At 70.7% G+C, this 15084-nt stretch carries 12 protein-coding genes; all 12 read left to right on the top strand.

Annotated features, from left to right (window positions below):
- Positions 1–863: 863 nt before the first annotated feature.
- The 12 genes from D1643_RS06570 to murB all read left to right on the top strand — a co-directional run bounded on the left by D1643_RS06570 (position 864) and on the right by murB (position 14963).
- A complete protein-coding gene (locus tag D1643_RS06570; protein WP_160709858.1) occupies positions 864–1340 on the top strand; it encodes a division/cell wall cluster transcriptional repressor MraZ in 477 nt (158 codons plus the stop codon).
- Between the two features lie 18 nt (positions 1341–1358).
- Positions 1359–2315 carry a 16S rRNA (cytosine(1402)-N(4))-methyltransferase RsmH gene (gene rsmH, locus D1643_RS06565; protein ID WP_160709856.1) on the top strand — a complete coding sequence of 319 codons (957 nt, stop codon included), beginning with the start codon at positions 1359–1361 and terminating at the stop codon, positions 2313–2315.
- Positions 2316–2449: 134 nt separating this feature from the next.
- Positions 2450–2920 (top strand): cell division protein FtsL, encoded by a 471-nt coding sequence (locus tag D1643_RS06560; RefSeq protein WP_160709854.1) that lies wholly within the window; start codon positions 2450–2452, stop codon positions 2918–2920.
- Between the two features lie 8 nt (positions 2921–2928).
- On the top strand, positions 2929–4653 hold the full coding sequence (locus D1643_RS06555; RefSeq protein ID WP_160709852.1) for a penicillin-binding protein 2: 1725 nt from the start codon (positions 2929–2931) through the stop codon (positions 4651–4653).
- Positions 4654–4665: 12 nt separating this feature from the next.
- Positions 4666–6168, top strand: a complete 1503-nt coding sequence (locus tag D1643_RS06550) for a UDP-N-acetylmuramoyl-L-alanyl-D-glutamate--2,6-diaminopimelate ligase (RefSeq protein ID WP_160709850.1) — start codon at positions 4666–4668, stop codon at positions 6166–6168.
- Positions 6159–7616, top strand: coding sequence for a UDP-N-acetylmuramoyl-tripeptide--D-alanyl-D-alanine ligase (gene murF, locus D1643_RS06545; RefSeq protein ID WP_160709848.1), 1458 nt, complete (start codon positions 6159–6161; stop codon positions 7614–7616). Before D1643_RS06550 ends, murF begins: the two co-directional genes overlap by 10 nt.
- Before the next feature lie 3 nt (positions 7617–7619).
- Entirely contained in the window at positions 7620–8660 is a 1041-nt protein-coding gene (mraY, locus tag D1643_RS06540) for a phospho-N-acetylmuramoyl-pentapeptide-transferase (RefSeq protein ID WP_160709846.1), read from the top strand.
- Between the two features lie 9 nt (positions 8661–8669).
- Complete coding sequence (gene murD / locus D1643_RS06535) at positions 8670–10163, top strand: UDP-N-acetylmuramoyl-L-alanine--D-glutamate ligase (RefSeq protein ID WP_370520311.1); 1494 nt, start codon at positions 8670–8672, stop codon at positions 10161–10163.
- Positions 10164–11471 carry an FtsW/RodA/SpoVE family cell cycle protein gene (locus tag D1643_RS06530; protein ID WP_160709844.1) on the top strand — a complete coding sequence of 436 codons (1308 nt, stop codon included), beginning with the start codon at positions 10164–10166 and terminating at the stop codon, positions 11469–11471. It begins immediately after the preceding gene.
- A gap of 4 nt (positions 11472–11475) precedes the next feature.
- Positions 11476–12591, top strand: coding sequence for an undecaprenyldiphospho-muramoylpentapeptide beta-N-acetylglucosaminyltransferase (murG, locus tag D1643_RS06525; RefSeq protein ID WP_160709842.1), 1116 nt, complete (start codon positions 11476–11478; stop codon positions 12589–12591).
- 35 nt (positions 12592–12626) lie between these two features.
- The gene (gene murC, locus D1643_RS06520) at positions 12627–14024 is read left to right on the top strand and encodes a UDP-N-acetylmuramate--L-alanine ligase (RefSeq protein ID WP_160709840.1); all 1398 of its coding nucleotides are present in this window, start codon (positions 12627–12629) and stop codon (positions 14022–14024) included.
- A 12-nt stretch (positions 14025–14036) separates the two neighbouring features.
- Positions 14037–14963, top strand: coding sequence for a UDP-N-acetylmuramate dehydrogenase (gene murB / locus D1643_RS06515; protein WP_160709838.1), 927 nt, complete (start codon positions 14037–14039; stop codon positions 14961–14963).
- Positions 14964–15084 lie beyond the last annotated feature (121 nt).

Below are 15084 nucleotides of genomic sequence, written 5' to 3'. Positions count from 1 at the left end.
CGCCTGCCTCGGCGACCGCCCGCAGCCGCGTCGCCCCCCCCGCGCCTCGGCGGCCGCCCGCAGCCGCGGCGCCCCCTGATTCTTGGCTCTCGCCCGCAGCCGCGTCGCCCCCCCCCTCGCGCCTCGGCGGTCGCCGTTGGCGAACTCGTGCTCGCTTGCTGCCGCATCGCTACATTGCCCCCTCGCGCCTCGGCGGCCGCCTGCGACCGGGGGCCTCGTGCTGTGACGGATAGCCTCGACCTGGGCGCTCCCTATCGCAGCTGCGAGCTTCGGCAGGAGCCTCGGCGGCGGTTTTCCGCTAGGCCGTCTCCTGCGTTTGGCGACGGCCTAGCCATGGAATGTTTCACGTGAAACATTCGTCTCGCCATGATAGTTGCAGCATCTGATCCGCAGCGTGTCTGCTTGGCGTTCCGCTCCCCGCGCCCGGAAGCAGGCCGCCAGACAGCCGGCGCCCGTTCTATTGCGTTCCAGCCACGCCCGCGCCGCGGCGGACGCCGCCGCCATCCGCCTCGAGCCCCGCCCCACCGCGCGCCCGTCTCCGCCCGTCGCCCCACCCCAGCGCCCACCCCCACGCTCCTCCGCCCCCGCGCCCCCGCTCAGCCCACCGTTCCTTACGGGCGGTAAACGGCGCTCACAGGCCCTCCACAACGCCCCACCGCCTCGCGTCACCATATTTTGCGCTCCGCCATAAGCGCCCCACAACATTTAGGGATGCTCTTGCTCAACATACGCGAACACCCGTTTTTACCTGGGCATTCTGTGGGTCGAGAATGGGTCAGTTAGGCATCAAAGTGTTGCGAAGTGGGGCGTTGTGGGGTAATATGCATGACACGAACTCGAGCGAGACCAAGCGGAGAGGAGCCATGGCCAAAGCCGAAGCCACAGAGGAGGAAGCCGTCCAGCCGCGTCGCGCGGTCGACCTTAACGGGCAGCACTCCTTCAAGGTGGACGCGAAGGGCCGCGTGGCGCTCCCCGCAACGTTTCGCAAGGTTCTCTCCAAGGATCTCGTGGTAACCCGCGAGCCCAAGGACGAATGCGTCTACGTGTTCGAGAAGCCTGACTTCAACGACTGGGTGGACAAGCTCTTCGAGGATCGCTTCGGCGGCTACAAGGAGTCCGACCCCCAGCACGTGAAGCTGCGGCGCAAGCTCAAGACGAGGGCCTACGACGTCGAGGTGGATGCCTCGGGCCGTATCATGCTCTCGCAGGACGTGCGCGCCGCCGCGGGCATCGACAAGGACGTGGTCGTCGCGGGCAACACGGGCCGCGTCGAGATCTGGGATGCGAAGCGCTTCGAGCAGATGGACGAGGAAATCGACCTTGGTCTCCTCTTCAGCTGATCGAAAGGCGTGAGCGACGTGACAAGCGAATACCGGCATACACCCGTCCTGCTGGCCGAGTGCCTGGAACAACTCGAACTCAAACCACAGCATACGTTCCTGGACTGCACGCTCGGCTTCGCAGGGCATTCCTTCGAGGCCGCCAAGAGGCTGGGCCCTGAGGGCCTGCTCATCGGGATCGACCAGGACGAGGTGGCCCTCGCGGCCGCCGCCGAGCGCCTGGGGCAGATTCCGGAGGGCCAGCGCCCCCAGCTCAAGCTCCTGCGCGGCAACTTCGGGGATATGGACGAGCTACTCGTAGCGGCCGAGGTGCCGGGGATCGACGCGGTGCTGTTCGATCTCGGCGTCTCGTCGGTGCAGATAGACACGGCGTCCCGCGGCTTCTCCTTCAAGGAGAACGGCCCCCTCGACATGCGAATGGATCCGGGCAAACAAACCCTTACCGCAGCAGAGATCGTCAACACCTACAACGCAGCAGATCTCACTCGGATCATTCGCGGCTTCTCCGACGAGAAGTGGGCCAGCCGCATCGCGGACTTCATCGTGAGGGCCCGCGAAGACGCTCCCATCGAGACGAGCGAGGCTTTGGTGGACATCATCAAGGCCGCCATACCCGCCTCGGCCCGCCGTGCTGGCGGACACCCCGCGAAGCGAACCTTCCAGGCTCTCCGGATAGAAGTCAACTCGGAGCTGACCGTCCTGCGTCGAGGGCTCGACGCTGCGGTCCGCTGGCTCAACCCGGGGGGACGTGCGGCCGTCATCAGCTATCACTCCCTGGAAGACCGCATCGTGAAGGACACGTTCGCCTCGTTCGCGAATCGCTGCACCTGCCCGCCGGACCTGCCGGTGTGCGTGTGCGGCAAGGAGCCGGTGCTCGACATCATCACGCGCAAGCCGCTGCTTCCCACCCCGCAGGAGGTTGAGCGCAACACGCGTGCCCGCAGCGCCAAGCTGCGCGTCGCGCAGAAGCGCTGACGACTCAGGCTTTAGGCAGGGCGGCCCCTGGCGGGCGCGCTGCCTAAAGCCTGATCCGTCTCTAGGGCAAACATGACGATCGGGAAACGAAGGCGGCCGCGCCGGCTCGCCACGCGACGAAGGAGGGCAGACCCATGAGCGCAGCGCATGCCTACGCGCCCGTCGTGGAGCGCGCCCCCGAGCGGTCGCGCCGTCCCGACCGCCGCGCGTCGGTCTCCGTCGTCCGCGGCCAGGGCGCCGACGCCCAGGCTCGCCAGAGCGCGAGCGCGCTCGTCTTCGCGGCCAAGGTGGCCGCGTGCGTGGTCGTGGTGCTCGCCATCCTCGGATTCGTCCGCGTCACCCTGAGCTCGGCCACTGTGGCCACCGCGCTCGAGACCCAGGAGCTCACGTCCCAGATCGACGTGGCCCGCTCCGAGGGCAGCAAGCTCGAGGTGCAGCAGTCGTCGCTGGCCAACCCCACCCGCGTGCGCATCGTCGCCTCGTCGCTCGGCATGGCGGCCCCGGCCTCCACGTCCGTGATCGACCTGTCCGGCGACGTCGTCGTCACCGACGAGGCCGGCAACCTCTCGCTCTCGGGGAGCGCCGCCGCGCTGGCCCAGGGCTAGGCGGCCCCATGGCCTCCCGCCAGCAGCCCCCGCGCGGATCGGCCGGGCGCCCCCGCGCCTCCCGTGGCGCCGCAGCCGTCCCCGTCGGCAGCCGCATGACCATCGCGGTGCTCGTCTTCGCCGCCTTCGCGGCCGTGTTCCTGCTGCGCCTTGTCTACCTCCAGGTCATCGTGTCAGACCACTACTCGGCCATGGCCAGCGAGTCACGCACGGTGAGCTTCACCACCACGCCGCGCCGCGGCACCATCTACGACCGCAACGGCATCGTGCTGGCCACGAGCGTCGAGGCCACCACCATCTACGCCAACCCCTCCGAGGTGGAGGACGTGCCCTACACCGCCTTCCGCCTGGCCGAGACCCTCGGCGGCAAGGAGTCCGACTACGAGAAGATCCTCGAGAGCGAAACCACCTTCGCCTATGTGAAGCGCCAGGCCACGGTGGAGGAGGGCGATGCCGTGCGCGAGCTGGGACTCGACGGCATCTACTTCATCGCCGACACGCGGCGCGAGTACCCCAACGGCTCCATCGGCGGCCAGGTGGTGGGCTACTGCAACGTGGACGGCGAGGGCATCACCGGCCTGGAGCTGCAGTACAACGACATCCTCAAGGGAACGCCTGGCACCTACTCGGCCGAGCGCGGCAACGCGTCGAAGGGGTCCACCCCCATCCCCGGCGGCGTCCACGAGGAGACCCCGGCCGTCGACGGCACCGACATCATGATCTCGCTCGACATCAAGATGCAGAACACCGTGGAGCAGGCGCTCGCCTCGGGCGTCGAGAAGCTCGGCACCGAGGAGGGCAGCGCCGTCATCATGGACGCAGGCACCGGGGAGGTCTACGCCATCTGCTCGCTGCCCTACATGGATCCCTCGGACATGAGCAGCTCGAAGGTGGGATCCGACCAGCTCAAGCCCATCACCCAGGCCTTCGAGCCCGGCTCCATCTTCAAGACGGTCTCCATCCTGTCCATCCTGGAGGGCGGATCCATGACGCCGGAGAGCACGCTGTTCTGCCCGGCCACCATCAGCGCCGACGGCTACACCATCTCCGACTCGCACGAGCGCGGCGACGAGACCTACACCCTGCGCCAGATCCTCGACCACTCGTCGAACATCGGCGTGTCGCTCGCGGTGCAGAACGCGGGCTTCCGGGAGTTCTACGACGACATCCTCCAGTACAACCTCAACGAGCGCACCGGCGTGGACTACCCCGGCGAGGCGAGCGGCACGCTGCGCCCCTTCGAGAACTGGGGCCGCGTCATCGGCTACAACGCCAGCTTCGGCCAGGGCCTGTCGGTCACGCCGCTGCAGATGGTGCGCTTCTACGGCGCCATCATCAACGACGGCGTGGAGGTGACGCCCCACTTCCTCATCAGCAAACCCCAGACCGGCGAGCGGCCCGAGTACCCGACCGAGAAGGTGGTGGACAGCCCCGCCGCGCTCGAGGACATGCGCTCGATGCTGCGCACGGTGGTCACCGACGGCACGGGCAAGGCCGCCGGCGTCGAGGGCTACGAGGTGGCCGGCAAGACCTCCACGGCTGAGATAGCCGAGGGCGGCGTGTACAAGAAGGGCATCTACAACCTGTGCTTCACCGGGTATATCGACAACTCGTCAAGTCAGTTAGTTTGTTTTGTGGGAGCCAACGAGGTTTCCGGGATGGCCCAGGTGACGCAGATTTTTCACGATATAATGGCCACCGCCATCGAGCAGTACAACATTACCCCGAAATAAGGATCGATCGCTATGGGCAAGCCTTGTTCAGAGCTCTTCTCCGGTGCTGACTGCACCGTCATAGGAGACCCGGCCGTGGAGGTGGAGGGGCTGGCCTACCGCAGCGACCGCGTCCGCCCCGGGGACGCCTTCTTCTGCATCGTGGGCCTCACCACCGATGGGCACACCTTCGCCCAGGACGCCATCGACCGCGGCGCGCGGGTGCTCGTAGCCGAGCGCAAGGTCTACCTGGCCGACGCCACCGACGTCACCGAGGTCATCGTCCCGGACAGCCGCAAGGCCATGGCCGAGGCGGCGGTCCGCTTCTACGACCACCCCTCCGCGTCCTTCCAGCTGGCCGGCGTGACCGGCACCAACGGCAAGACCACCACCACCTACCTCGTGGAGCACATCGCGCGCGTGGCCGGCCGCAAGACCGGCATCATCGGCACGGTGGGCAACGTCATCGGGGACGTGCGCGAGAAGGCCGAGCACACCACGCCGGAGTCGCCCGACCTGCAGGCCCTGCTCGCCCGCATGCGCGATGCCGGGTGCGAGACGGTGGCCATGGAGGTCAGCTCGCACGCGCTCGACCTCATGCGCACCTGGGGCACCCGGTTCGCCGTCACCGCCTTCACCAACCTCACCCAGGACCACCTGGACTACCACCACACCTTCGACGCCTACTTCGAGGCCAAGGCGCTGCTGTTCTCGGGTGACTACCCGGCCAAGCGCGTCATCGGCATCGGCGACAAATGGGGCCGCGAGCTTCTGCGTCGCTGCTCCGAGCGCGGGGACGCCGTCATCACCACCGGCTTCGACGCCGCGGCCCAGATCCACCCTGTGTCCGTGGAGTACGGCGCGGCCGCGACCACGCTCACCCTCGACGTGCGCGGGCGCGAGCTCACGTTCGCCTACCCGCTCGTGGGCCGCTTCAACGTGGAGAACGTGATGACCGCCTTCGGCATCGGGCTCTCGCTCGGCATCTCCGCCGACGACATCGCGCGTGCGCTGGCCGACGTGCCGGCGCCCCCGGGCCGCCTCGAGCGCGTCCGCGCCGCCTGCGACGGCGGCGTGTCGGTCTACGTCGACTACGCGCACACCCCCGACGCCCTGGCCAAGGCCATCGCGTCGGTGGACGCGGTGGGCGAGGGGCGCACCCTCGTCGTGTTCGGCTGCGGCGGCGACCGCGACGCCTCCAAGCGCCCCATCATGGGCGCGAAGGCGCTTGCGGCCGACTTCGCCGTGGTGACGAGCGACAACCCGCGCCATGAGGACCCGCTCGCCATCATCGACGACGTGGTGGCCGGCATGGACGACGCCGCCCGCTTCGAGGTGGTGCCCGACCGCCGCGCGGCCATCGCGCGTGCCATCGCGCTCGCCCAGCCGGGGGACGCGGTGCTCGTGGCCGGCAAGGGGCATGAGGACTACCAGCTGGTGGGCGATGAGGTGCTCGCCTTCGACGATCGCGCCGTGGCTGCCGAGGAGCTTGAGCGCGCGTTCGGCGCGAAGGGCGGCGACGCGCCGTGCGCCTGAACGCGAAGCAGGTAGCCGCCTGCACCGGCGGCACCATCCTCATCGAGCCCCTCGGCTCCCGCTCGCTCATGACGGGCGTCACCTGGGACTCGCGCGAGGTGCAGGAGGGCTGGCTCTACGTGGCGCTGCCCGGCGAGCGCGCGGACGGCCATGACTTCGTGGCTGCCGCCCTGCGCGCCGGCGCGGCCGGGGCGCTCGTGATGCAGGCGCCCGACGCGCCCACGATGCTGCTCGCCCGTGAGATGGGCGCCGCCGTCATCGAGGTGCCCGGCACCGCCGCGGCCATCACCGATCTGGCGCGCGCGTGGCGCGCCCACCTGCGCGGACGCGTCATCGGCCTCACCGGCTCGACGGGCAAGACCACCACGAAGAACCTCGTGCGCGACGTGGCGGCCGCTGGCCGCAGCGTCGTGGCCACCGTGGGCAACCAGAACAACGAGCTGGGTGTGCCCCGCACCATCCTGGCCGCCGACCCGGAGACCGAGGTCGTCGTCGTGGAGATGGGCATGCGCGGCGCCGGCCAGATCAGCGAGCTGTGCGACTTCGTGCGCCCCGACTGGGGGCTTGTCACCAACGTGGGGGAGAGCCACATCGAGCTTCTCGGCAGCCGCGACGCCATCGCCGCGGCCAAAGGCGAGCTCTTCGAGGCCCTGCCCGCCGGCACCGGCCGCGCCTTCGTGAACGGCGCCGGCGACTACGCCGAGGCCCTCGCCGACGCCGGTCGCCTCGTCGAGCGCGACATCGCCTGCGTCGCCTTCGACGGTGCGGGCCGGCCCGAGGCGCCTGCCGCCGCCTCCGCGCGCGTGTGGGCCGAGGACGTCGCCCTCGACGCCGAGGGCCGCCCGCGCTTCACCCTGCGCGCCGAGGGGTTGGGCCCCCAGCCGGTGGCCGTGCCCTGCGCGCTCGCCCTGCGCGGGCTGCACAACGTGGCGAACGCCTGCGCCGCCGCGGCGGTGGGCTTCGCGCTCGGGCTCGCGCCCGACGAGGTGGCGCGCGCCCTGGCGGGGTCGCTGCCCGAAGCCGGCCGCCAGGAGGTCATCGCCGCCCGGGGCGGCTTCACCATCGTCAACGACGCCTACAACGCCAACCCCGACTCCATGCGCGCCTCCCTGGCCACGTTCTGCTCGCTCGTCGTCCCCGGCCGCCGCTACGCGGTGCTCGGCGACATGGGCGAGCTGGGAGACTTCGCCGCGGAGTGCCACCGCGGGGTGGGGCGCGCGGCGGCGGGGCTGCCGCTCGACGGGCTCATCTGCGTGGGCGAGCTGGCCTCGCTCATCGCCGAGGGAGCCGTCGCGGCCGGCATGGACGAACGTAAGATCACGCGCGCGGCCACCGTGGCCGACGTGCTGGGAGAGTTGGACGTGCTCTTGGAGCCGGGAGATGCGGTGCTGGTCAAGGCATCGCACTTCATGGGCCTCGAACGCGTCGCCGAAGGGTTGGTCAGCTAAGCCATGTTCTCGACATTCGCCGCATACCCCACGTTCCTCGTGTTCCTCGCCGTGGTTATCTCCATGGTGGTCACCATGGGGCTCATGCCCGTGTGGATCCGCCTCCTCAAGTCCAGCCACATCGGTCAGCAGGTGCGCGCCGACGGTCCTCAGAGCCACCTGGTCAAGCAGGGCACGCCCACCATGGGCGGCGTCATCATGCTCGTGGCCGTCATCGCCTGCACCCTGCTCATCGGCGCCCCCACGCCTGAGATCTGGCTTCTGCTGGGCGCCACGGTGCTCACGGGCCTGCTCGGCCTCATCGACGACGGCTCGAAGGTGGCCCACGAGCGCTCGCTCGGGCTCACCCCCAAGGCCAAGCTCGTCGGCCAGTTCGCCATCGCCACGGCGTTCATCCTGTTCGCCGTCAACCTGCTCGGCGTGGAGCCCACCGTCTCCATCCCGTTTGTCTACACGTTCGACCTGGGCATCCTCACCTGGGTGCTGCCCATCGGGGACGGCATCGCCATCCCCGTGCTCTACCTGCTGTTCGTGAACATCCTGCTCGTGGGCATGTGCAACGCCGTCAACCTCACCGACGGCCTCGACGGCCTGGCGGCGGGCTCGGTCATGATCGTCATGCTCGTGATGGCCGCCATCGCCTACCGCTCCGACCTGCTGCCCTCGGCCATCTTCGCGGCCACGCTCGCCGGCGCGTGCGTGGGCTTCCTCTGGTTCAACTCCTACCCGGCCGACATCTTCATGGGCGACACCGGCTCGCTGGCCCTCGGCATGGCGCTCGGCTGCTTGGCCGTGGTCACCAAGACCGAGTTCGTGTCCCTCATCATCGGCGGCCTGTTCGTGGCCGAGGCGCTCTCGGTCATGATCCAGGTGCTCTACTACAAGAAGACGAAGAAGCGCATCTTCCTCATGGCGCCTCTGCACCACCACTTCGAGAAGAAGGGCTGGTCGGAGACGAAGGTGGTCGTGCGCTTCTGGATCGTGTCCGGTGTCTTGGCCGCGCTCGGCTTCAGCCTCTACTTCGCCGGCTCGCTTCTGGGCTAGGGGGCTGCCGTGGACCTGCGTGATCGCTGTGAGATGCTGCCCGGCCGCAAGGCCGCGCCCGCGCGCCTCGGGCGCGTGCTCGTGCTGGGCCTGGGAAAGTCCGGGCGCGCCTGCGCCGACTACTTGAGGCCGCTCATCGGCACCCGCGTGGAGTCGCTGGCCGTGGCTGCCGGCGCTCCGAGCGAGGCTGCGCTCGCCTGGGCCGAGGCGGCCCGGGCCGACGGCGCCCGCGTGGAGTTCGACCACGAGGCCATCGAGGGCGCCTATGACCTGTGCATCGCGAGCCCGGGCATCTCCGAGCGCTCCGCGTTCTACCGAAGCGCCGTGGCCGCGAGCGCCGAGGTGGTGAGCGAGGTGGAGTTCGCCTGGCGCGAGAGCGCCGCAGACGCGCGCTGGGTGGCCGTCACCGGCACCAACGGCAAGACCACCACCACGGCGATGATCGCGCACCTGCTGCGCGCGGCCGGCCTGGCCGCGGATGCCGTGGGCAACATCGGCGACACCTGCATCGAGGCCGTGGCCGCGGGCGTGACGGATGTCTACGTGGCCGAGACCTCCTCCTACCAGCTGGCCTCCACGCGCGACTTCGCCCCGAACGTCGCCGTGGTGCTCAACATCACCCCCGACCACCTCGCGTGGCACGGCAGCCTTGAGGCCTACGCCGACGCCAAGTGGAAGGTGCTCGCCAACCTGGGCCGCGTGCCCGGCGCTGTGGCCGTGCTCGACGCCGTGGACGACGCGGTGCGCGAGCGCGTGCGCGCCCTGCGCGCCCAGGACGCCGCCGAGCGCGGCTTCGCCTACGTGCCCCTGGGCACCGCGCGCGGGCTGGGCTTCGACATGCGCGCGGCCTGCGGGTCCGACAACGCCGCCTTCGTGGCGGATGACGGCACGCTCACCGTGGCCCTCGCCGGCGTCGAGCACCGCCTCTGCCGCGCCGATGAGCTCCAGGTGCGGGGCGCGCACAACCAGGCCAACGCCCTGGCCGCCGCGGCGGCCGCGCTCGCGCTCGGCGCGCCGGCAGAGGCGGTGTCGGCGCACCTGGCCTCCTTCGCGGCCCTCGAGCACCGCATCGAGCCCTGCGGCTCGGTGGCGGGCGTCGCGTGCTACAACGACTCCAAGGCCACGAACGTGGACGCCACCCTCGTGGCGCTCACCGCCTTTCTGCCCCAGCGCCCCCTCGTCCTTCTGGGCGGGCGCGACAAGGGCACCGACCTGGCCCCGCTCGTCGCCGCGTGCGTCGAGCACGCGAGCGCCGTCGTCTGCTTCGGCGAGGCCCGCGCGCGCTTCCTGGCTGCCTTCGCCGGCGCGCCCGTGCCCGTGCTCGAGGCGGCCGGCCTCGAGACGGCCCTCGACGTGGCGCTCGAGGCGGCCGCCCCGGGGGACGTGGTGCTGCTCTCGCCGGCCTGCGCCTCCTTCGACGAGTTCTCCTGCTTCGAGGAGCGCGGCGAGGCGTTCAAGGCCCTCGTGGCCGAGCGCGCCCAAGGGGCCCGGGAGGCTCGCTAGATGGCTGCGGCCCGAAAGAGGGAGCTGCCCGCCGAGGTGGTGGGCCCGCGCGCGGTGCTGCTGCTCTGCGTGCTCGCGCTGCTGCTCATCGGCCTGGTCATGGTGTACTCAGCCGGCTCCATCGCCGATGTGAAGGCCGGACATTCGGTGGTCAAGAGCGTCCAGTCCCAGGCCCTTTACGCGGTGGTGGGCATCGGGTGCGCGCTCGTGCTCTGGAAGGCGCTGCCCTACCGGCTGTGGGCCGGCCCGCTCATCTGGGTGGTCTGGGGCGTCGCGGTGGCGATGCTCGTGCTCACGGCCCTCGTCGGCACCGAGCTCTACGGCGCCCGGCGCTGGCTCGGCATCACCGAGACCATCGGCATCCAGCCCTCCGAGTTCGCCAAGATCGCGCTTCTGCTCATGGCGGTGCGCATCCTCTACCTGCTGCGCCAGGGGGCCTTCGAGCCCCGGGCCGCCATCGTGCAGGTGGTGGTGCTCGTCATCATCCCGCTCGTCTTCCTCTACCGCACCCAGTCCGACCTGGGCACCACCCTCATCTGCTTCGTCGGCATCTACGCCGTCATGTGGGTGGGTGGCGTGCCGGGCCGGCTCATGGCCATCATCGGCGCCGTCGGCGTCCTGTTCGCCCTCGTGGCCGTGTTCGGCACCGGGTACCGCTCGGGGCGCCTGGTCTACCTCGATCCGTGGAACGATGGCAAGGACGGCTACGGCGACGGCTTCAACATCATCCGGTCCTACTACGCGCTGGCCGAGGGCGGCCTGTTCGGCGTGGGGCTCGGCAACTCGCGCGAGAAGTTCGGCTACCTCTTCGCGTCCGACAGCGACTTCATCTTCGCCATCATCGGCGAGGAGCTCGGGCTCGTGGGGGCGCTCGCCGTCATCGGCCTGTTCGTGGCGTTCCTCGTGGCGGGCCTGCGCATCGCCCAGCAGTGTCCCGACGAGCTGGGGCGCATGATCGCCGGCGGCTGCACCATCATGCTCGTGGCCCAGGCGTTCCTCAACATCGGCTGCACCATCGGCGTGCTGCCCACCACGGGCAAGCCGCTGCCGTTCATCTCGTCAGGCGGCTCGTCGATCATCGCCACCATGATCATGGTGGGGCTCATCCTGTCGGTCTCCCAGGCCCAGGGCGAGCCGAGCGTCTACGAGCAGCGCCGCGCCGACTTGCGCATCGTGCGGGCCGAGCGCCCGGCGCGTCCCTCATCCGGCAGACCCTCGGAGCGCTCCGGCCGCCGCGGCCCCGACCGCCGCGCCGCGGGCGCCCCCCTCGACCTCGCGCGGCCCGCGTCGCGCTCCCCAAGGAGGTAAGGCCATGCGCGTCATCCTCTCCGGCGGCGGGACCGCCGGCCACATCAACCCCGCCCTCGCCCTGGCCGAGGTGCTGGCCGATCGCGGCTGCGACGTCGTCTTCGCCGGCACGCCCCAGGGCGTGGAGGCCCGCCTCGTGCCCCAGGCCGGGCTGCCCTTCCGCGCCTTCGAGGCCGCCGGCTTCGACCGGGCGCGCCCCGCCTCGCTCGTCAAGGGCGTCTCCAAGATCGCCAAGTCCACCCGCGAGGCCAAGCGCTGGTTCGCCGAGGCGCGACCCGACGTGGTGGTGGGCTTCGGCGGCTACGTGTCCATCCCCGTGGCGCGCGCGGCCGAGTCCCTCGGCGTGCCCGTGGTGGTGCACGAGCAGAACTCCGTCATGGGCATGGCCAACAAGTACCTGGCCAAGCGCGCGGTCGCCGTGTGCGTCACCTACGCGCAGTCGGCTCCGGCCGGCGTCGAGGCATCCCGCGTCCACGTGACGGGCAACCCCGTGCGCCGCTCGGTCATCGCCTCGAGCCGCGCCGAGGGGCGCGTCATGCTCGACGTGCCCGATGACGCCCTCATGCTGCTCGTCTTCGGCGGCAGTCTCGGCGCGCGCCACCTCAACGAGGCCATCGCCCAGATGCGCGACGAGCTGCTCGCCCGCGATGACGTGCGCGTCGTCCACATCACCGGCCCCAAGGAGCTCGACGCCGTGCGCGACGCGCTCGCGCTCTCGCCCGCGGAGGAGGAGCGCTGGCAGGTGATGGGCTATCAGGATCGCATGGGGGAGACCCTCGCCGCCGCCGACGTCATCGTCTCGCGCGCCGGCGCCACCTCCCTCGCCGAGATATCCGCCCGCGCCATCCCGGCGCTGCTCGTGCCCTTCCCCCACGCCACGGCCGATCATCAGACCACCAACGCCCGCGCCTACGTGGACGCCGGCTGCGCCCTCATGATGCCCGATGCCGAGGTGGGCACCGAGGCCTTCCGCGACCAGGTGCGCCGCCTGCTCGACGACGCGGCGCTGCGCGCCTCGATGACCGAGGCCGCCCGCGCCCAGGGAACCGCCGACGCCGCGGCCAAATTGGCAGATGTTGTGTTAGCCGCAGCGGGCTCCCGCGGCGCTGGGGTACAATAGCCCGATTGTCGGAACCACCTACGGAAGAGGGATCCATGGACCCACGGGACATCGCGTCGCTGCACTTCATCGGCATCGGCGGCGTTGGCATGAGCGGCATCGCGAGCGTCGCCCATGACCAGGGCATCGCCGTCACCGGCTCGGACCTGAAGGAGAGCCGCTACACCAAGCAGCTCGCCTCCCAGGGCATCGCGGTGTCCATCGGCCAGGATGCGGCTAACATCCCCGCGGACGACCCGGTGGTCGTGGTGTCCACCGCCATCCTGGAGAACAACCCCGAGCTCATCGAGGCGCAGCGCCGCGGCCTGCCCATCGTGCACCGCGCCCAGATGCTCGCCCACCTCGGCCGCGACCTCAAGACTCTCGCCGTCGCGGGCACCCACGGCAAGACCACCACGTCCTCCATGCTCGCGAGCACCCTCGAGGCGATGGGGGAGGACCCGACGTTCCTCATCGGCGGCATCGTGCGCGCCTTCGGCACCAACGCCCACTCAGGGCGCGGGCCCTGGTACGTGGTGGAGGCCGACGAGAGCGACAAGTCCTTCACCTACCTGGCGCCCCAGGCGGTCATCGTCACCAACATCGAGGCCGATCACCTCGACCACTACGCCGACCTCGACGACATCTACGAGAACTTCCGCGCCTTCATCGCCTCGGTTCCCGATGACGGCGTGGCCGTGGTCTGCGGCGACGACGCCGCGCTCGTGGAGGTGGCGCGCTCGACGGGCCGCCGCGTGGTCACCTACGGCTTCGGCGAGGGCTGCGACGCCCGCGTCATCAAGGCCGCCCCGCACGGGGTGGGCTCCTCGTTCGCCCTCCGGCTGCCCGGCGGGCGCGTCGTGTCGGGCTCGGTCAAGCAGAACCCGGGCAGGCACAACGTGGCCAACGCCGCCGGCGTGCTCGCGCTCGCCGACGCCCTCGGGCTCGACGTGGAGGCCGCCGCCGCCGCGCTCGGCGAGTTCGCCGGCGTGCGCCGCCGCTTCGACCTGGTGGGGGAGGCCGACGGCGTCACGGTGGTGGACGACTACGCCCATCACCCCACCGAGATAGCCGCCACCATCGCCGCTGCCAAGGCCCTCGACTTCAACCGCGTCCACGTCCTGTTCCAGCCGCACCGCTACTCGCGCGCCCCCCTGTTCACCGAGGTGCTCAAAGACGAGTTCGGCGCCGCCTTCGACGAGGCGGACAACGTGGTGTTCATGGACGTGTACCCTGCCGGCGAGGCGCCGGTTCCCGGCGTCAACGGCAAAACGTTCCTCAACGTGGTGCTCGAGCACGAGGGCCACCCGCAGGCGGCCTTCGTGCCGCGCCGCGTGGACGTGGTGCCCGCGCTCCTCGACGCCGTGGGCGAGGGTGACCTGGTCATCACCATGGGCGCCGGCGACGTGACCGCCATCGGCCCCCAGCTCGTCGACGAGCTGCGCCGTCGCTAGGGACTTCGCGCCATGTCCGCCCGTCACGCCACGCCGCTCCAGGCGCTCCTTGTCGACGACGCCTTCGACGGCGACGTCTACCCCCGCGAGTCCATGGCGCGCCACACCACCTACCGCATCGGCGGCCCCGCGCGCTTCTTCGTGCGCGTGGGCTCCCTGTGCGCGCTCACGCGCCTCGTGGCCGTCTGCGAGGAGCAGGGCGTCCCCTGGGTGGTGGCCGGTCGCGGCTCCAACCTGCTCGTAGCCGACGAGGGCTTCCCCGGCGTCGTCATCTCGCTCGGCCGCGACTTTCGCACCCTGCGCGCCGACGAGGAGGCCGGCCGCTTCTACGCAGGCGCCGGCGTCATGCTCTCGGCCGTGGTGCAGGAGGCCTTCCAGCGCTCGCTCGCGGGCTTCGAGTTCGCCGTGGGCACCCCGGGCACCGTGGGCGGCGCCATCGCCATGAACGCCGGCTCGCGCGACGAGTGGATCGGCAGCCGCGTGGTGTCCGTGACCACGCTCGCCCCCGGCCGCGGCCTCGTGCGCCGCGCTGGCGACGAGGTGGCGTGGGGCTATCGCTCCTGCTCGCTGCCGCGTGACGAGGTGGTGGTGGAGTGCGAGCTCGCCGCCGCCAAGGCCGACCCGTTCTACATCCGCGGCAAGATGGAGGCCAACCTGGCCAAGCGCAAGAAGAGCCAGCCGCTCAACGAGCCGTCCTGCGGCAGCGTCTTTCGCAACCCGGAGGGCGCCTCGGCCGCGGCCCTCATCGAGGGGCTCGGCCTCAAGGGCGAGCGCGTCGGCGGCGCCCAGGTGTCGCCGACCCATGCCAACTTCATCGTGAACACGGGCGACGCCACGGCCCGAGACGTGCGCGACCTCATCGAGCTCATCCAGGAGAGGGTGGAGAAGGCCCATGGCATCCAGCTCACGCCGGAAGTCCGCTTCCTCGGGTTCGAGTAGGCCCGCGGCGGGCCCGCGCCGGGTGCCCATGCCGCGCTCCTCGTCCCGTCCCGCCCCCGCCTCCCGGGGCGGCGCTCCGTCGCGTCGTGCCTCGGGCCCCGCGCCCCGCGCCTCCCGCCCG

It is taken from the genome of Enterorhabdus sp. P55 (genome assembly GCF_009911695.1).
Classification (GTDB): Bacteria; Actinomycetota; Coriobacteriia; order Coriobacteriales; family Eggerthellaceae; genus Enterorhabdus.
This window is presented reverse-complemented; position numbering and strand designations above follow the sequence as displayed.

What these genes read in the sequence shown, in the direction of transcription:
- murG (WP_160709842.1), top strand. Translation starts at nt 11,476, where the DNA reads ATGCGCGTCATCCTCTCCGGCGGCGGGACCGCCGGCCACATCAACCCC.
- murB (WP_160709838.1), top strand. Translation starts at nt 14,037, where the DNA reads ATGTCCGCCCGTCACGCCACGCCGCTCCAGGCGCTCCTTGTCGACGAC.
- D1643_RS06560 (WP_160709854.1), top strand. Translation starts at nt 2,450, where the DNA reads ATGAGCGCAGCGCATGCCTACGCGCCCGTCGTGGAGCGCGCCCCCGAG.
- D1643_RS06570 (WP_160709858.1), top strand. Translation starts at nt 864, where the DNA reads ATGGCCAAAGCCGAAGCCACAGAGGAGGAAGCCGTCCAGCCGCGTCGC.
- mraY (WP_160709846.1), top strand. Translation starts at nt 7,620, where the DNA reads ATGTTCTCGACATTCGCCGCATACCCCACGTTCCTCGTGTTCCTCGCC.
- D1643_RS06530 (WP_160709844.1), top strand. Translation starts at nt 10,164, where the DNA reads ATGGCTGCGGCCCGAAAGAGGGAGCTGCCCGCCGAGGTGGTGGGCCCG.
- D1643_RS06550 (WP_160709850.1), top strand. Translation starts at nt 4,666, where the DNA reads ATGGGCAAGCCTTGTTCAGAGCTCTTCTCCGGTGCTGACTGCACCGTC.
- murC (WP_160709840.1), top strand. Translation starts at nt 12,627, where the DNA reads ATGGACCCACGGGACATCGCGTCGCTGCACTTCATCGGCATCGGCGGC.
- D1643_RS06555 (WP_160709852.1), top strand. Translation starts at nt 2,929, where the DNA reads ATGGCCTCCCGCCAGCAGCCCCCGCGCGGATCGGCCGGGCGCCCCCGC.